The organism is Eubacteriaceae bacterium Marseille-Q4139 (genome assembly GCA_018223415.1).
Classification (GTDB): Bacteria; Bacillota; Clostridia; order Lachnospirales; family Lachnospiraceae; genus CABSIM01.
Genome location: JAGTTQ010000001.1, coordinates 98,629 through 119,432 on the forward strand (window position 1 = coordinate 98,629; position 20,804 = coordinate 119,432).

Annotated in this window: 19 protein-coding genes; 2 read left to right on the top strand and 17 right to left on the bottom strand. The window is 53.3% G+C overall.

The features are described from left to right. Positions 1-22: 22 nt before the first annotated feature. Genes KE531_00525 through KE531_00560 form a run of 8 tightly spaced genes read right to left on the bottom strand, consistent with a single transcriptional unit; the run spans position 23 to position 7,691 of the window. Positions 23-277: an HPr family phosphocarrier protein gene (locus KE531_00525; GenBank protein ID MBR9952118.1), complete on the bottom strand. Its 255-nt coding sequence runs from the start codon at positions 275-277 to the stop codon at positions 23-25. A gap of 42 nt (positions 278-319) precedes the next feature. Beyond that, entirely contained in the window at positions 320-1,279 is a 960-nt protein-coding gene (gene whiA, locus KE531_00530; GenBank protein MBR9952119.1) for a DNA-binding protein WhiA, read from the bottom strand. A 1-nt stretch (position 1,280) separates the two neighbouring features. Next, positions 1,281-2,150, bottom strand: coding sequence for an RNase adapter RapZ (rapZ, locus tag KE531_00535; GenBank protein ID MBR9952120.1), 870 nt, complete (start codon positions 2,148-2,150; stop codon positions 1,281-1,283). 21 nt (positions 2,151-2,171) lie between these two features. Then, positions 2,172-3,041: a UDP-N-acetylmuramate dehydrogenase gene (murB, locus tag KE531_00540; protein ID MBR9952121.1), complete on the bottom strand. Its 870-nt coding sequence runs from the start codon at positions 3,039-3,041 to the stop codon at positions 2,172-2,174. A gap of 12 nt (positions 3,042-3,053) precedes the next feature. Then, positions 3,054-3,980: an HPr(Ser) kinase/phosphatase gene (hprK, locus tag KE531_00545; GenBank protein ID MBR9952122.1), complete on the bottom strand. Its 927-nt coding sequence runs from the start codon at positions 3,978-3,980 to the stop codon at positions 3,054-3,056. A 33-nt stretch (positions 3,981-4,013) separates the two neighbouring features. After that, on the bottom strand, positions 4,014-5,918 hold the full coding sequence (uvrC, locus tag KE531_00550) for an excinuclease ABC subunit UvrC (GenBank protein MBR9952123.1): 1,905 nt from the start codon (positions 5,916-5,918) through the stop codon (positions 4,014-4,016). Next, the gene (locus KE531_00555) at positions 5,915-6,439 is read right to left on the bottom strand and encodes a DUF1653 domain-containing protein (GenBank protein MBR9952124.1); all 525 of its coding nucleotides are present in this window, start codon (positions 6,437-6,439) and stop codon (positions 5,915-5,917) included. The genes uvrC and KE531_00555 overlap by 4 nt, the downstream gene beginning before the upstream one ends. Positions 6,440-6,443: 4 nt before the next feature. Further along, the gene (locus KE531_00560; protein MBR9952125.1) at positions 6,444-7,691 is read right to left on the bottom strand and encodes a putative glycoside hydrolase; all 1,248 of its coding nucleotides are present in this window, start codon (positions 7,689-7,691) and stop codon (positions 6,444-6,446) included. Positions 7,692-8,053: 362 nt separating this feature from the next. On the opposite strand from KE531_00560, the gene KE531_00565 reads away from it, so the two are divergent. After that, entirely contained in the window at positions 8,054-9,538 is a 1,485-nt protein-coding gene (locus KE531_00565; GenBank protein MBR9952126.1) for a DUF1846 domain-containing protein, read from the top strand. A 21-nt stretch (positions 9,539-9,559) separates the two neighbouring features. Then, on the top strand, positions 9,560-10,702 hold the full coding sequence (locus KE531_00570) for a M20/M25/M40 family metallo-hydrolase (GenBank protein ID MBR9952127.1): 1,143 nt from the start codon (positions 9,560-9,562) through the stop codon (positions 10,700-10,702). A gap of 271 nt (positions 10,703-10,973) precedes the next feature. Here the strand turns inward: KE531_00570 and KE531_00575 are convergent, their stop codons facing one another. The 9 genes from KE531_00575 to KE531_00615 form a co-directional block, all read right to left on the bottom strand. Further along, positions 10,974-11,684, bottom strand: a complete 711-nt coding sequence (locus KE531_00575) for an alpha/beta hydrolase (protein ID MBR9952128.1) — start codon at positions 11,682-11,684, stop codon at positions 10,974-10,976. A gap of 13 nt (positions 11,685-11,697) precedes the next feature. Continuing rightward, complete coding sequence (locus KE531_00580; GenBank protein ID MBR9952129.1) at positions 11,698-13,017, bottom strand: citrate:proton symporter; 1,320 nt, start codon at positions 13,015-13,017, stop codon at positions 11,698-11,700. A 30-nt stretch (positions 13,018-13,047) separates the two neighbouring features. Next, positions 13,048-14,238, bottom strand: a complete 1,191-nt coding sequence (locus tag KE531_00585) for a CoA transferase (GenBank protein ID MBR9952130.1) — start codon at positions 14,236-14,238, stop codon at positions 13,048-13,050. Between the two features lie 323 nt (positions 14,239-14,561). Then, entirely contained in the window at positions 14,562-15,287 is a 726-nt protein-coding gene (locus tag KE531_00590) for a gamma-glutamyl-gamma-aminobutyrate hydrolase family protein (GenBank protein MBR9952131.1), read from the bottom strand. Between the two features lie 4 nt (positions 15,288-15,291). Next, positions 15,292-16,269, bottom strand: coding sequence for an ATP-binding cassette domain-containing protein (locus tag KE531_00595; GenBank protein MBR9952132.1), 978 nt, complete (start codon positions 16,267-16,269; stop codon positions 15,292-15,294). A 1-nt stretch (position 16,270) separates the two neighbouring features. Next, on the bottom strand, positions 16,271-17,254 hold the full coding sequence (locus KE531_00600; protein MBR9952133.1) for an ABC transporter ATP-binding protein: 984 nt from the start codon (positions 17,252-17,254) through the stop codon (positions 16,271-16,273). Positions 17,255-17,267: 13 nt separating this feature from the next. Beyond that, positions 17,268-18,116 carry an ABC transporter permease gene (locus KE531_00605; GenBank protein MBR9952134.1) on the bottom strand — a complete coding sequence of 283 codons (849 nt, stop codon included), beginning with the start codon at positions 18,114-18,116 and terminating at the stop codon, positions 17,268-17,270. A gap of 17 nt (positions 18,117-18,133) precedes the next feature. Further along, entirely contained in the window at positions 18,134-19,123 is a 990-nt protein-coding gene (locus KE531_00610; protein ID MBR9952135.1) for an ABC transporter permease, read from the bottom strand. 78 nt (positions 19,124-19,201) lie between these two features. Continuing rightward, positions 19,202-20,734, bottom strand: a complete 1,533-nt coding sequence (locus KE531_00615; protein ID MBR9952136.1) for an ABC transporter substrate-binding protein — start codon at positions 20,732-20,734, stop codon at positions 19,202-19,204. Between the last annotated feature and the right edge of the window lie 70 nt (positions 20,735-20,804).

The following is a 20,804-nucleotide window of genomic DNA, read 5'->3' on the forward strand; positions in this document are numbered from 1 at the left end:
GCAGCAGCCCCATGGCTCATCATCAGTTATTGCTCAGATATTTCTCAATATCGCTCACTGCTTTTTCTTCGTCTTCTCCTTCAGCCATGACAATCACCTGCTCGCCGACCGGAAGTTCCAGAGTCATCATCCCCATGATGCTCTTCGCGTTCACCTTCCTGCTGTCGCTCTGAACATAAATTTTGCTTTCATAGCTGCTGGCAAGCTGCACCAGCATGGCAATAGGTCTTGCCTCCAGCCCGGAAGCCAATTCGATTGTTACGGTTCGCTTCGTCATAATAATCCTCCTCAACTGCATCTAAATGGCTCTAGCATCCATTTAATTCTCCGCCCGCTCTTCCCTGAGCCTTTCGGCCAGGTCAGAAAGCTTGCGAAGTCGGTGATTGACCCCGGACTTCCCAACGGGAGGTTCCAGCTCCTCACCAAGTTCTTTCAGCGTCGCTTCCGGCTTTTCAAGCCTGGCTCTGGCAATCTCCTCCAAGCCGGCTGGCAGGCCTTCAAAGCCGATTGTATCCCTGATATATTGTATATCATCTATCTGCTTCATAGCAGCCGATACCGTTTTGTTGATGTTTGCCGTCTCGCAGTTTACCTGACGGTTCACATTCCCTCTCATTTCCTTCAGAATCCGGATATTCTCAAATTCCATTAGGGCAAGGGGCGCCTCCATCACGTTTAACATGTCTGCGATCTGGTTCCCCTCTTTGATATATACCACAAAATATCGTTTCCGAATGACGATGCGGGCATCCATGTCAAATGTTGCCATAATGGACTGAAGCTGTCTTGCCTTTGGCTCGGCGGTACAGACAATCTCAAGATGGTAAAACTTTTCCGGATCGCTGACCGAACCGGACGCTAAAAATGCCCCCCGCAGAAAAGCCCGCCGGCAGCAGGGATTCTGCACCACCACATTGCCGACTACGGACAGGTTTTCCCTGATTTCCCCGTCGTCGGCCAGAAGTTTTGTGGCTTTTAAGACCCGGAGCGCATCCTCGTGTTCCTTTACGCAGACCGAATAGATCCGGTTTTTGCCGAGGTGGGCGTTTTTCCGGATGGAAATATCCGTATTTATATTAAATGTTTTTTTCAATAATGTAAAGCATTTTCTTGCAACCGTCACGTTTTCCGTGTGGATCTTAATGCTGTAACGCTCGTCCCCGGAAATCTGGATCCGGCCGCATAGGCTCAAAATTGCGGCGATTTCCGCAATCTGGCAGTGTCTGGCCGGGCTTAGTTGCCTGGAAAGCTCGTCTTTAATTTTGGAAGAAAAAGACATGTTATCTCCCTCCGTCCCGGAATGCGTCCCTGTGCTCTAACCGCACGCCAAAATGACCGGCGGCGGACAGGCGGCCCGCAAGGGCATTGGCGATGGTGACGGAGCGGTGCCGCCCGCCCGTACAGCCGATGGCAATCACAAGCTGTGTCTTGCCTTCAAGAATGTACTTCGGAAGCAGGAAGTCCAGCATGTCTTCCAGCTTATCAAGGAACTGGCCGGCCGTGCCGCCCTGCATCACATATTCCTGGACATCCCGGTCATTTCCCGTGTGGGGCCGCAGCTCCTCGATATAATGGGGGTTCGGCAAAAACCGCACATCGAAAACCAGGTCGGCGTCAGCCGGGATCCCATGCTTAAAGCCGAAGCTTAAAACTGTCACATAGAGGTTCTGGAAAATCCCGTCGCCGCAGACGATTTTTTCCAACTCCTGTCTCAGGTCTTTCCAGAGAAGCCGGCTGGTATCCAGGATATAGTCGGCCTCTTCCTTTAAAAACGAGAGCTTTTCCCGCTCCAGGGCAATGCCCCGCTCCAGCCTTCCGACTCCCGAAAGCGGATGGCTTCGTCTCGTCTCCTTGTACCGTTTAATGAGGACACTGTCGCCGGAATCGAGAAACAGGATCGTAAACGGCTGTCCTGTCTCCCGCCATTTCCGGATCACGTCCTTTAAAAGCGGCAGCTCCTCGCCGCTGCGGATGTCGATTCCCAGGGCTGCGTCCTGTCTGCCGCCCGGATTGTCCCTCGTAAGCTCGGCAAATTTTTCCACCAGCGGCACCGGCAGGTTATCCACGCAGTAAAATCCCAGATCCTCCAGGATTTTAAGCGCCGTAGTCTTTCCCGCCCCGGACATGCCTGTCACAATCACCAGCCTCACCTTGCCATTCCTCCTGCGTCCTTACTCCTCAAATTCCCCTAACAGCCTGATCTCCAACTCCAGAAGGACTCCGGAGTTCTCATAAACACGTCTCCTGACCTCTCTGCAAAGCCGGTAAATATCGGCCGCAGCCGCCCCGCCTTTGTTGATGACGAAACCGGCGTGCTTTTCGGAAACGGCTGCGCCTCCGATGGAAAAGCCTTTTAAGCCGGCTTCTTCAATGAGTTTTCCTGCAAAATTCCCCTCCGGCCGTTTAAAGGTGCTTCCGGCGCTTGGAAACTCCAAGGGCTGTTTCTCCCGCCTTTGTTTCGCAAGCTCCTCCATCCTGGCGCGGATTGTCTCCGGCTCCCCTTTTTCCAGGGAAACTTCTGCCTCGAGGACGGTAAAGCCCTTCTCTCCGATGCAGCTTTTCCGGTAACCCAGACAGAGCTCCTCGCAGGGAAGCTCCAAAATCTCCCCTTCCTGCGACAGCACCGAAACCGACTTTAGCACGTCCTTCATCTCCGAGCCGTAGGCACCGGCATTCATAACGACGGCTCCGCCCAGGCTCCCGGGAATCCCGGCCGCAAATTCCAGGCCGGAAAGGCCGGCCTTTAAAGCCTCTCCCGCAAGCTTTGAAAGCAAAACGCCGGCTCCGGCGCGGATCGTATTTTCGGAAACAGAAAGGTTCCGGAACCGTTCCATGGAGATCACGGCTCCCGGGAAGCCCTTGTCGCTCACAAGGAGATTGCTCCCGTTTCCTATCATATACCAGGCCGCTCCGGCCTTTTTTATGGCTCTTAAGACGGCTGCCAGCTCCTCTGCCGTCTCCGGCAGAAGGAACCATTCCGCCTCACCGCCGGCACGAAACGTCGTATGGCGCTTCATTGATTCCCTGATCTTAACTTCCATGGAGCAGTTCTCCTAATCTCTTTTTGCCATGTTGGCCTGTACCCGGTTGTAGAGCTCCTTGGCCGCGTTGTAGCCCATCTTCTTCTGGCGGTAGTTGACGGCGGCGGACTCCACGATGATGGCCAGGTTGCGGCCCGGGCGGATCGGGATCTTATGGCAGACGACGCGGTTTCCCAGATATTCCGTGTACTGGTCTTCCATTCCTAGGCGGTCGTATTCTCTGTCCTTATCCCACTCCTCAAGCTGGATCACCATGTCAATGGACTGGGTGTTCTTTACGCTCTCGACGCCGAATAAGGTCTTTACGTCGATGATTCCGATGCCGCGAAGCTCGATGAAATATCTCGTGATGTCCGGCGCAGAGCCGATTAAGGTCTCGTCGCTGACCTTGCGGATCTCCACCACGTCGTCGCTTACGAGACGGTGGCCGCGCTTAATGAGCTCCAGAGCAGCCTCGCTCTTACCGATGCCGCTCTCACCGGTAATTAAAACGCCTTCGCCGAATACGTCCACAAGGACGCCGTGGATGCTGATGCAGGGCGCAAGCTTTACCTTCATCCAGCGGATTACCTCCGCCATCACGTCGGATGTGGTCTTTTCCGAAACGAGGCAGGCCACGCCGTAGTGATTGCAGAGCTCCGTCACCCACTCCTCCGGCATCAGATTCCGGCAGAACAGGATGCACGGGATTTTGCTGGAAATCAGCTTGTCATACATGGCCTTCCTGCGCTCGATGGGAAGGCTCTGGAGATAGGCGATCTCCACATTTCCAAGCATCTGGACGCGCTCGTTGTCAAAATGGCTGTAAAAGCCGGTGAGCTGGAGGGCCGGCCGGTTCACCTCCGGGTGAGCCACCACGATTTTATCGGTGTCCAGCTCCGGAGTCAGGTTCTTAAGGCCCATCTTGTTAATCAGTTCCGTTATCGTAACTCCATACATACTTTTATTCCCTCTCCTGCGTTTTCATTCATCCTAACATACATTGCTCTCGTTGTCACGGGTTTCATGGAAAAACCGGTACACGTTCTCGGCTGCCTTCCGGTTCATCCCTTCGGTGGATGCGAGCTCCTCAAGGCTTGCGTCCCGGACGGCCTCCGGTGATTTGAACCGCCGCATAAGCGCCTTGCGCCTTGCCGGGCCGATGCCCTCGATGTCATCCAAGATCGAATGCACCTGCCCTTTGCTCCTTAAACTTCTGTGGTATTCGATGGCGAAGCGGTGGGCCTCGTCCTGGATCCGCGTGATGAGCTTAAAGCCTTCACTGTAACGGTCGATGGGGATCTCCACATTCTGATAGTACAGCCCCCTCGTCCTGTGGTTATCGTCCTTTACCATGCCGCAGACCGGGATCGAAAGCTTTAACTCCGAAAGAACCTTTAAGGCGATGTTTACCTGGCCGCGGCCGCCGTCCATCATGATGAGGTCGGGGAACCTGGTAAAGCTTCCGAAATCGGCGTCGCCGCCTTCCTCCGCCATGGCCTGCCGCTCTGTAAGGCCATGCTCGAACCGTCTCGTGAGCACTTCTTCCATGGAAGCGTAGTCATTGGGGCCTTTGACGGTTTTAATCCGGAATTTCCTGTAATCATTCCGCTTAGGCCGCCCGTCCTCGTAGACTACCATGGAGCCCACGGACTCGAAGCCGTTTATATTGGAGATATCGAAGGCCTCCACCCGGCGGAGATGCCCGAGTCCCAGCCACTCCCCGATCTGGTTCATGGCGCCGATGGTACGAAGCTCCTCGCGCTTGATTTTTTCTTTATCCTGGGACAGCACTAAGAGCGCATTTTTTGCCGCCAGCTCCACAAGCCGCTCTTTCTGGCCTTTTTTCGGCACGACGAATTTCACGTTCTGGCCGCGGCACCTCGTGAGCCACTGGCAGACTAACTCCATCTCCTCAAATTCCTGCTGTACCCAGACTTCCCTGGGAATGAACGGCGTCCCGGCATAAAACTGCTTGACGAAGCTCCCGATGATCTGGCCGTCGTCCTCGGCCGTGGACGCGGAAACATGGAAATGCTCTCTTCCGATTAACTTCCCGTCGCGGACAAAAAAGACCTGGACGACGGCGTCGGCATCGTCCCTGGCCATGGCGATGATGTCCCTGTCTTCCATGCTCTGACTTGTGATTTTCTGCTTCTGGGCCACCTGTTTTACGCTGTTTAACAGCTCCCGGTACTCGATGGCCTTTTCAAAGTCCATCTCCTCGGAGGCGTCAAGCATCTTTTTTTCCAGCATAGAAAGCACCGGCCCGTAGTGGCCGTTTAAAAATTCCAGGGTCTGCGCCACGGCGTTTCCGTATTCTTCTTTGCTGATATAGCCCTGGCAGGGAGCCGAACACTGTTTGATATGGTAGTTTAAGCAGGGGCGTTCTTTGCCGATGTCCTTCGGCAGATTCCGATTGCAGGTGCGGATTTTCCAGAGCTTGTGGATCAAATCAATGGTATCCTTTACGGCACCGGCGCTTGTGTAGGGGCCGAAGTACCGGCTTTTGTCCTTTTTCATCGTCCTGGAAAAGAGTACCCGCGGGAAGTCCTCGTCCACCGTCACCTTGATGTAAGGGTAGGTCTTATCATCCTTTAACATCGTGTTGTATTTTGGACGGTATTCTTTTATGAGGTTGCACTCGAGAACCAGGGCTTCCAACTCCGAATCGGTGATGATGTACTCAAATCTGGCGATCCGCGACACCATTTTTTCGATTTTCGCCGTCTTGTTGCGGCTGCTCTGGAAATACTGGCGCACACGGTTTTTAAGGCTGATGGCCTTTCCCACGTAAATGATCTCATCGCGCTTATCGTGCATGATGTAGACGCCTGGGGAGGCCGGCAGTTTTTTCAGTTCTTCTTCTATATTAAAAGGGGTATCCTGTTCCGTCAACGCAGTCTCTCTCCATCATATTTCTGGAGCAGCAAGAGATGTCTTCGGATGGCCGAAAGCTGCTCCGCGATTTCCCCGCCTGCCGGGTGCATATCTAAAACCATGTAGATGTCGTCCAGCTCTTTTTGTGTCACATGGCCGGAAAGCCTGGCAAGGCAGGTGAACTTCCAATCATAATTTTTCGAATCCAGCGCATCGAGGAATTCCATCAGGTACGGGTTCGGCGTGGCCGCTTCCTCCATGTCCGAAGCCCCGGTGCCTTCCCCGCATTCTGCCTCTGACGGGGTAAACGGCTCAAACCGGTACTCCTGACGCGCCTCGGGGTACTTTTCTTTGTCCACCTTCTCCATGAACATGGCGAGGGGACGCACCCAGATTTTGTAGTCGCCGTACAAAGCCTGGTACACCACCATGGGCTCTCCCGTCTCGGAATGGTAGGCGATTGTCACGATCTGATAAATCCTATTTTTAAAGTGCCGGTAAAATTCTCCCGGCACCGGCACATTTCTTTTTTCATTCATTTTTTTACTCCCTGGCCGCAACGCCGCCGAAGTGATAGCGGTTCGCAGCACTCCATAACATCCATTCGTCATAGCCTGCATCTTTTACGGCCTGAATCTGGGCGGCAATCTCATTGTCGCCGTATTCAATATGGTGTGTGAGCCACGTAGCCGTAAAATCCTGGAGCCACGGCCGTACAATGGCCTGATTGCTCACATGGCCGTCCTCCTCGGCCGCTGCCTCCAAAACCGTCCGCGACTTCTGGAGAGCCGCCAGGATCGTATCGTAGGGTTGCGTGTCGGGGTGTTCGAGGCCAAAATTCCCGTCGCCGTAGTGGGACGGATAAATCATCGGGCAGATATAGTCCAGATGCTTTGCCATCTCCGTATAGATCTGGCCCACGGCATTGGCGTCGATCTCGCTGCCGATGATGGTGCCGAACACGTCGGCCGACACGAACAGCCCCTGGGACGCCAGGTTTTCGTAGGCATATTTTACAAATTCCGTGATGACGTCGGTCTTGGAGCGGCCCTGGGTCACGGCCTCGTCAAAAACCACGTTATTCATGGAGCTTTCTGTGGAGAAGCGGATATAGTCAAACTGCACCTCGTCGAAGCCCAGCTCCTTTGCGGCCGTCCCCACTTCCATCAGGTAATCCCACACCTCTTTCCGGTAGGGATCCACCCAGGCCATGCCCTGACGGTCGCGGTAAAGGCTCCCGTCGGCCAGATGAAGGCTCCATTCCGGCTTTTTCTCCGCAAGATACGGGTCGCGGAACGCCACCACGCGGGCGATCACATAGAGGCCCCTCTCTTTTAAGGAAGCGATTAAGGACTCTGCGTCCTTCATGTAGGCGCGGCAGGCGCCGATCTCCGTCACCGTCGGCGTGTCGATATTGGCGGTGATCCGGCCCTCGTCGTCCTTAAAGTCGATGACGACCGTGTTGATCTCCGTGGTCGCCGCACTGTCCAAAATATTGTTAAACAGCTCGGGGCTTCCGGAAACCGGGCCGGTAATGTAAATCCCGCGCACCTTTTCCGGCACGCGGCCGGGAAGCGCCGGATTGTTTTCATCTACGATCCGGAGCGATATTGTCCTGTCTTGATTTGGCCCTGCATTTTCGATCACTTTGATGCCGCTTGTCTCCTCTTCCGGGGATGCCGAAGAAGGCACCGTCTCCTCCGGGGCCGGCTCTTCTGCCGGTTCATACCGGCTGCAGCCCGTGAATGCCATGAGACATGCCAGAAGGGCCGCAAAGATACATTTTTTCATTTTATCCGTTCCTCTTTTGCCTGATTTTACGCATATTTGTTTATAGTCTAACCATGTCCGCTGCGCGGCCATGCGCCTTCGGCGGAATTTGGCGCCCGGATTTCTTTGGTGGACGCAGAAACCGGAATGTGCAGGCATCATGCCCGCTGTGCGGTTATTTTACCATAAATCCTCTGATTTTACCAGGGGTTTTTCTGAGGGCCCATTCCCGCCCATGCCGCCATGCGTTAAGATGCCGTGAAATTTTTTTAAAAAACCTCTGTTCAAATGACCGATTTTGTTAGATAATGGTAGCGTGTGAATTTTATCATCCAACCAGACGACAACATGATTTACGTGGACACAGGAGGAAACACGATATGATAAAACAGGGGTTCGACAACAGCAAATACCTTGCCATGCAGTCCGACCATATCAGGGAGCGGATCAGCCAGTTCGGAGACAAGCTGTATCTGGAGTTCGGCGGAAAGCTCTTTGACGATTTCCATGCATCCAGGGTGCTTCCGGGCTTTGCCCCTGACAGCAAGCTCCGGATGCTGATGCAGCTTGCCGATCAGGCGGAAATCGTCATTACCATCAACGCTGCTGACATTGAAAAAAATAAAATCCGGTACGACCTCGGCATCACCTATGATCTCGACGTCCTCCGCCTCATCAAAGCCTTCACCGACCGCGGCCTCTATGTGGGCAGCGTCGTCATCAGCCATTACGCCGAGGTTCCGTCCATTCTTCAGTTTAAAAACAAGCTGGAACAGATGGGGATCCGCGTCTACAAGCACTACACCATCGACGGCTATCCGAGCAACATCCCGCTCATCGTCAGCGACGAGGGCTACGGGAAAAATGATTACATCGAGACGTCCAGGCCCCTTGTCATCGTGACGGCCCCAGGTCCGGGAAGCGGAAAAATGGCCACCTGCCTCTCCCAGCTCTACCATGAAAACAAGCGCGGCATCAAGGCCGGCTATGCCAAATTCGAGACGTTCCCGGTCTGGAACCTGCCTTTAAAGCACCCGGTCAACCTGGCTTACGAGGCGGCCACCGCCGATTTGAACGACGTCAACATGATCGACCCGTTCCATCTGGACGCTTACGGCGTCACAACGGTCAACTATAACCGCGACGTGGAGATTTTCCCCGTATTAAGCGCTATCTTCGAGGGGATCTTTGGGGAGTGTCCTTATAAATCCCCCACCGACATGGGCGTCAACATGGCCGGCTTCTGCATCGTCGACGACGAAGCGTGCAGAGAGGCCTCCCGCCAGGAAATCATCCGCCGCTATTATCAGGCGCTCAATAAAATTGCCCAGGACGGCGTCGCCAGGGACGAGGCATACAAAATCGAGCTTCTCATGAAGCAGGCAAAGATCACGCCTGCCGATAGACACGTGGTCTCCCCTGCGCTTGCGCTTTCCGAAGAAATCGGCGCTCCGGCGGCTGCCCTTGAGCTTCCCGATGGAAAAATCGTTGTCGGAAAGACAAAAGAGCTTCTGGGCGCTTCTGCTGCCGTTCTGCTTAATGCAGTGAAGGAGCTGGGCGGCATCGATCATGATCTGGATCTGATTTCACCGGAGTCCATCGCCCCGATCCAGAAGCTAAAAGTCAATTATCTCGGGAGCGTGAACCCGCGCCTCCACACCGACGAGGTGTTAATCGCCCTTTCCATCTGCGCGGCCACGGACGAAAACGCCCAGAAGGCCTTAGATCAGCTCCCGAAGCTTCGCGGCTGTCAGGTACATACCTCGGTCATGCTGTCGGATGTGGACTTAAAAATCTTTAAAAAGCTTGGAATCGATCTGACCTGCGAACCGGTCAGCGAAGAAAAGAAAATAGGACAGACTATTTAAAAAACAGGAGGGGTTACAATCATGAAAGAACTGTTACATGCAGAATTGAAGGCGTATGTCGAGGAGGGACAAAAGGATCTCATCGCACTTTTAGACACGCTCTGCCGGATTCCGTCTCCGTCCAACCACGAGGAGCGGCGCGCGGAATTCATCAAAAACTGGTTTGAGGAAGCCGGATGCAAAGACGCCTACATCGACAGTGCCTTAAACGTCATTTATCCGTTCCACTGCGAAAAGCAGAAGAACCTTGTGGCATTCACGGTCCACAGCGATACGGTGTTCCCGGACACGGAGCCATTTGACGTCATTTACGACGGCGACATCATGCGCTGCCCGGGCGTCGGCGACAATACGGCGAACCTGGCAATGCTGATGCTTCTCGCCAAATATTTCACGGAGAAAAACATGGTTCCGAAGCAGGGCATCCTGTTTGTGGCAAGCTCCGGCGAGGAAGGCCTTGGAAACTTAAAGGGCGTGCGCCAGGTGATGAAGGACTATGAAGGCAAAATCGCCGAGCTCGTCGCCATCGACGGCTCCTATGACAGCCTGACAAACGGCGCCGTCGGCTCCTTGCGCTACCGTGTCGGCGTCCACACCGAGGGCGGCCACTCCTACGGGAAGTTCGGCAACTTAAACGCCATCCAGGTGCTCTCTTCCATCATCAATACGCTTTACACCTACAAAGTCCCGACGGCAGGAAGAAGTACCTATAACGTGGGCACCATCTCCGGCGGAACCTCCATCAACACCATCGCCCAGTATGCGGAAATGCGGTTCGAGTACCGCTCCGATGTGCGCGAAAGCCTGGCCGATATGAACAAGTTCTTCCTGTCTGTCCTGGAGGCATACCGGAACATGGATCACGTCCAGGTGGACTGTGAGCTTCTCGGCGAGCGTCCCTGCACAGGCGATGTGGATCCGGAAAAGCAGGGGGCCCTGGAGAACAAGGCTTTGGACATTATCGAGGCTTACACCGGGAAACGCGTAGGATGCTATGCCAGCTCCACCGACTCCAACATCCCGCTTTCCGTCGGCGTTCCGTCCATCTGCTTCGGCGGCCATATGGGTGTCGGCGCCCATACGAGGGAGGAATGGCTGAACGTAAAGGATCTGGAAATGGGAATGAAGATTGTTGCGGCGTTCATGATGACGTATTTTGAATGATACCAGGGTCAAAAGGTCGGAAATCCGATGCAAGCTTGCTTGCAAGAGGATTTTTGACCTTGGGACCCGCAAAAACATGAATAAGCAGCCATTTTTCGTAGAAAAATGAGCGGATTATGAATGTTTTTGCGGATTGCAGGAGCACGTAGTGCGGAGCAATCCGGTATCAACGGGGTCAAAATACCTTTTGACCCCAACATCTTTGAATAAGTGACCGGCAAAAATGCCGGCGCCATGCCTGTGTTTCTGACAGGACATGGCGCCGGCATTTTTATGGATTCATTATTTGGGCGGCAAGACGGTTGAGCACCGCCTGCCAGGTGTCCGGATCCTCATACATGGGGCTGTGCCCGGCATCCAGTAGGACAAGCTCCGCATGGGGGATTCCCGCAGAAAGCTCTTCTGCGTGGGACAGGGTGCGGATGGTATCCAGTTTCCCATGGGCAATCACCGTTGGGCATGTGATCTCAGGAAGGCGTCCCGAAAGGTCGATCTCCCGCTGGGACATTAACGGTTCCACGCGCACCTCGGCGGAAATGGTTTTTCCGTACCCCATGAGCGTTTCGTACATGTCCGCATCCAGGGGCTTTTTGAAGCACTTCCGCACAAACAGATCCAACTCCGTATAGTTCCAGGAGGCGATCAGCTCCTCCCTGCTTTTCTGGTTGCTGTGGCCGTTGTTGTTGGCGCCGGTATTGGAGAGGATCATCCCGCCAACCCGCGTCCTGTCCTTCAACGCCAGGTAGGTCAGCATGGCGATGGAGCCGCCGGAGGAGTGGCCGGCTAAAATCACCGGCCCAAGCCCCTCCGCTGCGATCCGTCCGGCAAGGGCCTTCGCCACCTCACGGACATCGTGGGAGCCGGGGGCATCCATCCAGGAAAGGCGGATTTCCCCGAAGCCCTCCGGTGTTTTGATTTTTCGGAAAACCTCCGGGCTTATTAAGGTTCCCGGTATATAAATGACGGTCGGTTTTTGTTCCATGTCCGTTCTCTCCTTAGATGACGACGCAGCCGGTGATGACTGCAAAGATTAAGAGGGCAACCGTGAAGGCCCATACAATCGGGACGGAATAGCGCAGCCAGTCCTTCAGCTCGCATTCGATCAGACCGATTCCAAGGTAGACCGTGGAGACGGCCGGGCTGATGGTCCAGCCGGCGCACTCGCCCATGACGACGGCGATGGCCACGGAATTGGGGTCGATGCCGATGCTGTTGGTGACGCCGAGGATGACCGGCAGCATGCCGTATGCATAGGGGTCAGCGCCGATGAACATGCCGAGGGGCGCCGCAAAGAGCCCGATGATAATATGGAGGACGGGAGCCAGGCCTTTCGGAATGATGCCGATTAACAGCGTTACCATGGCATCCACCATCCCAGTATCCGTAAAGATTCCCAGGAAAATCCCGGAGGAAATTACTACCACAACCATGGCGATGGCCTGGGAGGCGTGTGCCTTCAGCCGGTCATTCTGCTCTTTTACCGTCCGGTAATTGATTAAGAGTGCAAGGGCCGTTCCCACCAGGAATAACAGGTAGGACGGGATTTTTCCCATGAACAGGAGTGCAAGGACGATGATCGTAACAATCCAGTTTAACACCGCCAGATGGGGGCGTTTTAAGGACTGGTCGGCGGCGTTTTCAATGGCATCTTTAGCCGTAACCGTGCTCTCAATGTTCTGTCCTGCCCCGTAGCGGATGGCCCGTTTGGAGAGGAAGAACGCGATCACGTAAACGAGAACCACGCCGAAAATCTGCGCCGGAAGAAGCTGATACCAGCAGATGCTGGGATCCTGCTCTAAAACTGCTCCGACTCTCACGAAGGGGCCGCCCCAGGGAACCAGGTTCATGGCGCCTGCCATAAGGGCCGTTGTAAGAAGCAGATCCAGCTTCCGGATTTTGAATTTTTCATAGAGCGGCATCATGACGGGGATCGTAAGAAGGTAGGTGCTGGTGCCGGCCCCGTCTAAGTGGGTAATCATGGCGATGGCCGCCGTCGCCATGAAGATGCTGGTGACGCCCTTGTCTGCGAAGTGTACCAGCCGGTTCACCATGGGGTCAAACATTCCCGCGTCGCCCATGATGTTGAAAAACATGATCGTGCCGATGAATAAAATTGCCGTGGTCGCCACCTTGGAAACACCGGAGGCAGCGAAGGCCGGGATATCCATGATGGTAAAATCCGCCTGGAAGCTGGCAAGGATGCCGAAAAGTAACGGAATGACGGCAAAGGGAATGGCCGGCGTCATTTTTCCCCTCAGTAAAAGTACAAGCAGAACAACTACCATTGCAATCCCAAGAAATCCCAGGTAACTCATTTTTTCCCCTCCTCATATCGTTCGATTGTTCTAAATAATCCCTTTCTCTTTTAGGCTGTTTAGCTCGTCCTCTTCCATTCCCAGAAGCCCTTTGTAAATTTCATCGTTGGCAGAGCCGATGGGCTGGCCGATCCATTTGATCTTGCCTGGCGTCTCGCTGAGTACCGGACACACAGAGGCAATATGGACTTTTCCGAAATCCGGGCTGTCAAATTCCACCAGGTTGTGCCTTGCCTTGTACTGAGGATCCTTCCAGATGTCGGCGATGCTGTAAATGGGGCTTAAGGCCACTTTGTTGTCGAGGCAGCGTTTCATCGCCTCTTCATAGTCGATGCCGGCAAACCAGTTCCTTGTCTCCTCCATAATGTATTCAGCGGCTTCAAAGCGGTCGCGCATGGTGGGATACTTCTCAAAAAGCTCCGGCCTGTCCATGGCGTTTGCCAGGTATTTGAAGGAGTTGTCCGTGGAGGACGCGAGGAACACCCACTTTCCGTCCTTTGTGAGGAATTTTCCGCCCGGTACAGAAGCGCCCCGCTGGCGCTCCGCCCGTTCTCTCACAACGCCGTTGATGTCGTAGTCGGCAATCAGGGCGTCCTGCATGCGGAACAGTCCCTCGTAGAGGCTCACATCTACCTCCTGCCCATTGCCTTTCTCCGTGATATCCCGGTGGTACAGCGCAAGCATGGTGCCGATCACGGCATTGAGGCCGGCCACATAGTCAGCCAGGGAAAAGCTTGGGCTCACAGGCGGACGGTCCGGGAAACCGGTGGTGTAAACAACGCCGGCAAAGCCGGTTAACGGGCCGCCGAAGCCGGAAAGCTCTTTATTGGGGCCGGTCTGCCCGTAGCCGGTCACGTGGGTCACGATGATCCTGGGGTTGGCTTTCTTTAATGTCTCCATATCCAGTCCCCATTTTGCAAAGGTGCCGGTGCGGAAGTTTTCGATGATGACGTCGGACTTTTTCACCAGCTCCAGGAACACCTTTCTTCCTTCCTCGTAGTGGAAATCCAGGGTAATGCACTTCTTATTTCTTCCCATGGACGGCCATCTCGTGCTCTTTCCGTCTTTTAACGGGCCCATGGAGCGGAAATTGTCTCCCTTCCCCGGCATTTCAATTTTAATTACCTCCGCGCCGAACTCTGACAGAATGCTGGCGCAGTACGGGCCGGCGATGACGTTGGCGCAGTCCAGGACGCGGATTCCTTCTAATGCTTGAGCCATGATTTTTCTCCTTTTTTCATTTAATAAAAATGATTTTTATTTAATGAAATTATATAAAAGGATGATTGGAATGTCAATCAGGATTGTGCAGGAAAAAACGAGGGGAATTTTGTATAGTTTTAACATTTTTCGATTAACCATGCTGAGTGTGTGGAAATGATGGTGGGGGAGAAGGATGAATTTATGGGGACTGGGAATGACAAAAGAAGTGGATTTGGGAAAAAATAAGGACAGGGCCTGGTGGATAAGCTCTGTCCTTTTCATGAGGTGAAATTATTTTTCTGGGAATGGCGTTTTCAAAATTTTCCTATGTACGGCGCAGCTCACCGGCAGCGGCAGACAAAATCTTCAAATACCGGCGTCATGTCCGGGCCGCGGTAGGGATTGGGAACCTGCTGATCTGCCCTTGCCCGCTCCGGATGCCACTGATAGCCAAAAAGCGGAAGGGATTCATGCTCAAAGGATTCAATAATCCCTTTATCGGAACGGGAGGTGACCGTAATTCCGTCTCCCAGACGGTCCAAGGTGTTTCGGTGGTAGCTGTTTACCTGAAAACGGGCACCGAACAGTTTATAAACCAGAGAACCCGGCTCAGCGTTTACCATATGGTCGCAGCCGTTTACATGTTCTTCGCCCACATCCTTTGGAAAATTGAGGATCAGGCTTCCTCCCATGGCAACATTGATCAGATGGAAACCATGGCAGATTCCCATGATCGGCTTCTTGCGGCTGCAAAAGGCATGAAACAGGGCAAACTCCATTTCGTCTCTTGGAATGTTGGTGGCCCCCGGGATCAGCCACGGCTCTTTAAAGGTTCCGCCATAACAGCTCGGATGGATTCCGCCTCCGCCCGTAAACATGACGCCGCCGCACAGCTCTGCGTATTCCTCTGCAAGATCCGTCTCTGTACACATAACCGGTACACCGCCAGCCGCATAAATGGCTCTCGCATAGTTTTTATACAGCTCAAATTTCGGGCGTCTTTCGTATTCTGAATCAAAAACATGGTCGCTCGGTGCGATCAGGATCACTGGTTTCTTGGAGTTCATGATGTCACTTCCTCTCTTTCTTTCGTTCTTCTGCCAGGTGGCACGCCACAAAATGTCCCGGCGCCAGCTCACGCAAAGCCGGTTCCTCCCGAAGGCAGGTTTCACAGGCATAGGCGCACCTGTTTGCAAACCGGCATCCCGGTTTCGGGTTGATTGGCGACGACAGTTCTCCCTGGAGCAGCACCCTGTTTTTAGCCGCACCGATTTCCGGCACGGGAATTGCCGACAAAAGAGCACTGGTGTAGGGATGAAGGTGATTTCGGAACAGCTCTTTTGCCTGGCATTTTTCCACCAGCTTCCCCAGGTACATGACAAGAATATCGTCGGAAATGTGTTTTACCACTGACAGGTCGTGTGTGATAAACAGGTAGGCCAGCCCATGCTGTTCCTGAAGATCCTGCATGAGGTTCAGGATCTGAGCCTGGATAGAAACATCCAGGGCCGACACCGGCTCATCGCACACAATAAATTTCGGATTCAACGCCAAGGCCCGCGCAACGCCGATGCGCTGCCTCCGCCCGCCGTCCAGCTCATGAGGATAGGCATTGGAAAGCCTGCGGGCCAGTCCCACTGTATCCATTAGCTCCTCCACCCGTTTCTGCCGTTCCTGCCTGGTCGGATATACGCGGTAAATTTCCAACGGCTCCATAATGATCTCACTGACGGACAGACGCGGATCCAGCGAAGAAAAGGGATCCTGAAAGATGATCTGCATCTCCTGCCGCAGACGCCTGATCTGCTTCTTATCCGCATTTTCCACATGGACACCATCAAAAATCACTTCACCGGAGGTGGCCGGAAGCAGGTTCAGAATTGTTCTGCCAAGCGTGGATTTTCCGCATCCGGATTCCCCTACGACGCCCAGCGTCTTCCCGCGTTCCAGGGAAAATGTAATGTCATCGACTGCATGGAGCTGTCCTTTAGCCGTTTTGAAATATTTTTTCAGGTTGTTGACCTGAAGCAGAACCTGATCATTTGCCATATTACAGTTCCTCCCGATTCAAATGGACTTCACGCCAGTAGGGACATTTCACAAAATGCCCATCTGCAATCTCAACAGGCTGCGGATCATGGGAAATGCACTCCTTTCTGGCATAAGGGCAGCGCGGACAGAAGGAACACCCCTCCGGCAGACTGCGGGGATCCGGCATCAGGCCTTTAATGGGTTTTAACCGCTTCGTATCCTTCTTGAGGCTCGGGATCGACTCAAACAGGCCTTTCGTATAGGGGTGGGCTGTGTGGAGAAAGATGTCTTCCAGTGAACCAGACTCCACAATCTCTCCGGCGTACATGATCGCCACCTTGTCGCAGGTTTCTGCCACCACACCCAGGTCATGAGTAATAAGAATCATGGACGTGCCCAGATTTTGTTTCAGGTCGTTCATCATATTCAATACCTGTGCCTGGATTGTCACGTCCAGCGCCGTCGTCGGCTCATCCGCGATGAGCAGCTTCGGATGGCAGGCAAGAGCAATCGCAATGACGACTCTCTGCTTCATCCCGCCGGAAAACTGGTGGGGATATTCTCCCAGACGTTCCGCCGGGATTCCAACCAGTTCCAGCATCTCAGCCGCTTTTATATAGGCATCCGCCCTCGACACCTCCTCGTGAAGACGGATCACTTCTGCAATCTGCTCTCCCACCGTAAGAACCGGGTTTAATGCCGTCATCGGATCCTGAAAAATCATGGAGATCTGCCTGCCGCGGATATCGCGCATCTCAATCTGGCTCTTTTTTGCCAGGTCTTCGCCGTTATAAAGCACCTCACCGGACACAATTTTCCCAGGCGGATCCGGCACCAGATTCATGATGCCCAAAGCTGTTGTGGTCTTTCCTGCTCCGGTTTCCCCAACCAGTCCTACGGTTTCTCCCGCTTTCACCGACAAATTCAGGCCGTTTACAGCCTTTACCACGCCTTCGTCCGTAAAATAATGGATCGTCAGATCCTTTAACTCCAACAGATTCATAGGCTTCCTCCTTCTAGCGTTTCAGCCGCGGATCCAACGCATCCCGCAGGCCGTCTCCAATCAGATTAAGGGCCAGTACCGTCAGCATAATGGCGATTCCCGGATAAACAACCATATGAGGATAATCACGGATATACTGCCGTCCGCCGGAAAGGAGAGCGCCCCATTCCGGGTTCGGCGGCTGGATACCCAGCCCGATGAAGCTTAAAGAGGCTGCCGTCGTGATTGCCTGGGCGACTCCCAGAGAGGCCTGGACAATGACTGGTGCCAGGGAATTTGGCAGGATATGCCGAAGGATAATCCGCATATTTCCTGCGCCGACTGCCCGGGAGGCCTCGATGTACTCCCTGGATTTTTCCGAGATTACCGCAGACCGGAACACCCTGGCATACGTAGGGATGGAACTGATTCCGACGGCGATCATGGTGTTGACAATGCCGGAGCCCAGGGCAGCGCAGATGGAAATCGAAAGAATAATGCTGGGGATTGCCATCAAAATGTCTATGATACGCATGATCACGGTCTCGGCAATGCCGCCGTAGTAAGCCGCCAGGATCCCCAGGGAACCGCCAAAAAAGAGTCCGATTCCCACAGAAATAATGCCGATGGTCAAAGACACTCTCCCGCCGTAAAGGATCCTGGAGAAGATATCGCGTCCCAGTTCATCGGTGCCGGCCAAATGGCTCAAGGAAGGCGTCTGACGGGCCGACTCGTAGTTCTGTTCATCATATCCATACGGTGCAATGACCGGAGACAACGCGGAGATCAGGATCATGACAATAAGGAGCACCGCTCCTGCCACTGCCAGCCTGTTTTTCATAAAAGCATGAAATTTTTCTGACGCCATGCTTTTCTTTTTCATGGATGGTGCCTGCTCTTTCATCCTTTATCGCCTCCTTTTCCAGTCTTCTCCGTTTTCATGAGCTTTTTAGCTTTTACTTTTCCGCCATACTGCGACTTGATCCGCGGATCCAGATAGGCGTACAGCACGTCCACAGCCAGGTTTACCAGCGTGAAGACACAGGCTATCACCAGTACGCCGCCCTGAACCATGGGATAGTTGCGGGAATTGATGGAATCCACCATCAATTTCCCGAGACCTGGGATGGAAAATACGGTTTCTGTCACCACGGCGCCGCCAAGTCCGGCACCGAACTGAAGGCCTAAAACAGTAATAACTGGAATCAGGGCATTTTTCAGGGCGTGCTTGTAGATCACTACTTTTTCCGACTGCCCTTTCGCCCTGGCAGTACGGATATAATCCTGGCGGATGACTTCCAGCATGGAAGATCTTGTCTGCCTTGTTATGATGGCAGAGGCTCTGTATCCCACTGCAACTGCGGGCATGATCCAGTGGAGGGGTGTACTGAAGCCGGAAGACGGGAGGATGGAAAGCTTGACGGAAAAGAAAACAATCAGCATCATACCCAGCCAGAAAACCGGCATGGAAACGCCCAAAAGCGCAAATACTGTGGCAAAGCGATCCAGAAAGCTGTACTGATGCGTGGCAGAGATAATGCCGAGCAGGATTCCTGTACAGCCGGCAATCAGTGTACTAAGGCATGCCAGCGTGAATGTGGTCGGGAAACGGTTCATAATTTCATGGATGACCGGTGCTTTTGTCGTATAGGATTTTCCCAGATCCCCATGACAGGCGTCCCATATATAGCGGATAAACCGCGTGAGCGCCGGATCGTTGAGGCCCAGTTCCTCCCGAAGCTGCTCCACGGCCTCTTCTGTGGCATCCGATCCGGCCAACTGCCTGGCAGGATCTCCGGGCGTGATCTCCAGCATCACAAATACCACCAGGCTGACTCCGATCAAAACCGGAATCAGAAGCAGCAGACGTTTTAAAATATATTTATGCATAATCCTGCCTCCTTCATTTAGGGAAAGCAGGAGCTGCCGCTGTCACCAGACGGCAGCTCCCGGACGGATTCCCAAAAACTATTCAAAATAGACGCCTGTAAGATCCGGAACATAGCCGGGATCTGTTTTAAGTCCCTGAACATTTGCATTGAGGCCGTAGATGGCATTCGTGTTGACCATCGGGATCGTATAGCACCCTTCGTGAAGCATGTCCTGAACCTGTCCGTAAAGCTCAATTCTTTTTTCTGTATCAAATTCCGCCGCCGCTTCGTTAATCAGGGCAAAAAGTTCCGGGTCGTTATGTGTCGTACACGTAGTCCCTTTATAGACAAACAGTCCGTGATCAGGATCTCCTGCTGCGGCGTTGGTAGAAGAAACCACAAAAGGAATTTCGCCGGTGCCTTCGTTAAGCTTGCTTGTCAGAGTCGCATTGTCCATGATGTTCATTTCAAAATTAAGACCCAGGACATTCTTCCACTGGCTCATAAAGGCCTGGATAGCGTTCGTCTCCAGAGAATCTCCGGAACAGTAAATGGTGTATGTTTTTTCCGCATCAAAGCCATTTGCAACAGCCGCCGCCAGATACTCCTTTGCTGCTTCTTCGTCATAATCACTGCTGCACACGTCCTTCCAGCCCAAAAGCACCGGTGAATAATAGCTTTCTGCTACTTCTCCGCCGTTTCCCCATACGGTCTCTACAACCGTCTTCATATCAATCGCCGCTCTCAGTGCCTTACGGATGTTTTCGTCTGCAAAAGTGTCATTATTGACTGTGTCAAAGCGCAGATATGTCGTGCTGTAAGAGGGGCCGATCTGTGTTTTGACACCTTCCGTCGATTCCAGGCGGGCAGCGTCGTTGCCGGCCACATGCAGGGAGATGTCTACGGCACCGGATTCGATTTCGATGGCTCTGGCTGACGTATCTGTAACAAAACGATTGATGATTTTATTGCAGGCAATCTCCTTATCCTTATTCCAGTAGTCTTCATTTTTTACCATCGTGATATTGTCTCCGGAGGTCCAGGAGTCGAACTTAAAGGCACCTGTCCCAACGGGATTCCGTCCGAATTCTTCTGCCCCGACTTTCTCGATATATGCTTTCGGCACAATGGAACCTCGGGAGGACGCCAGATATGTCAGAAACGGTGCAAACGGCTCGTAGGTGACAATGTCTACCGTATATTTATCAATGGCTTTACAGGCCGCCCCGTTAAAATATCCAAAGAAGGAGGAACTGTAACTGGACTTTTCCGCTCTGGCGATGGTATAGACCACATCCTCGGCGGTCATTTCTGAACCGTCATGGAATTTCACGCCTTCTTCCAGATAAAAACGGTAGGTCAGCGGATCGATCTGCTCCCACTCTTTTGCCAGGGACGGGGAAAACGTCCCGTCTCCGTTGTTCACAATCAGCCGGTCAAAATTCTGGAACTGGATACAGAAGGCGGTAAGAGCCGAGCTTCCAGTCGGATCCATGTTGGCCGGTTCGTTGCGGAAGGCCACTGTCAATGTATCTTTTTGGGTATCGCCGCTGTTTTGGCACCCGGAACATACACTGACTGACAGCGCCAGGATAAAGATAGCTGCTAGCTTGCGAATGTGTTTCTTCATACTGTTTTCTCCTTTTTCATAATATTTTTCTGTGATTGAGTTTCTTATCCCAAAGTTCATCTCATCCTTC

Bases quoted from the DNA above. Each gene is read 5' to 3' on its own strand.
- KE531_00590 (MBR9952131.1), bottom strand. From the start codon at position 15,287: ATGAACTCCAAGAAACCAGTGATCCTGATCGCACCGAGCGACCATGTT.
- KE531_00600 (MBR9952133.1), bottom strand. From the start codon at position 17,254: ATGAATCTGTTGGAGTTAAAGGATCTGACGATCCATTATTTTACGGAC.
- KE531_00610 (MBR9952135.1), bottom strand. From the start codon at position 19,123: ATGCATAAATATATTTTAAAACGTCTGCTGCTTCTGATTCCGGTTTTG.
- KE531_00555 (MBR9952124.1), bottom strand. From the start codon at position 6,439: ATGAATGAAAAAAGAAATGTGCCGGTGCCGGGAGAATTTTACCGGCAC.
- whiA (MBR9952119.1), bottom strand. From the start codon at position 1,279: ATGTCTTTTTCTTCCAAAATTAAAGACGAGCTTTCCAGGCAACTAAGC.
- KE531_00575 (MBR9952128.1), bottom strand. From the start codon at position 11,684: ATGGAACAAAAACCGACCGTCATTTATATACCGGGAACCTTAATAAGC.
- hprK (MBR9952122.1), bottom strand. From the start codon at position 3,980: ATGTATGGAGTTACGATAACGGAACTGATTAACAAGATGGGCCTTAAG.
- KE531_00605 (MBR9952134.1), bottom strand. From the start codon at position 18,116: ATGAAAAAGAAAAGCATGGCGTCAGAAAAATTTCATGCTTTTATGAAA.
- KE531_00570 (MBR9952127.1), top strand. From the start codon at position 9,560: ATGAAAGAACTGTTACATGCAGAATTGAAGGCGTATGTCGAGGAGGGA.
- KE531_00615 (MBR9952136.1), bottom strand. From the start codon at position 20,734: ATGAAGAAACACATTCGCAAGCTAGCAGCTATCTTTATCCTGGCGCTG.
- murB (MBR9952121.1), bottom strand. From the start codon at position 3,041: ATGGAAGTTAAGATCAGGGAATCAATGAAGCGCCATACGACGTTTCGT.
- KE531_00560 (MBR9952125.1), bottom strand. From the start codon at position 7,691: ATGAAAAAATGTATCTTTGCGGCCCTTCTGGCATGTCTCATGGCATTC.
- KE531_00580 (MBR9952129.1), bottom strand. From the start codon at position 13,017: ATGAGTTACCTGGGATTTCTTGGGATTGCAATGGTAGTTGTTCTGCTT.
- KE531_00595 (MBR9952132.1), bottom strand. From the start codon at position 16,269: ATGGCAAATGATCAGGTTCTGCTTCAGGTCAACAACCTGAAAAAATAT.
- KE531_00585 (MBR9952130.1), bottom strand. From the start codon at position 14,238: ATGGCTCAAGCATTAGAAGGAATCCGCGTCCTGGACTGCGCCAACGTC.
- KE531_00525 (MBR9952118.1), bottom strand. From the start codon at position 277: ATGACGAAGCGAACCGTAACAATCGAATTGGCTTCCGGGCTGGAGGCA.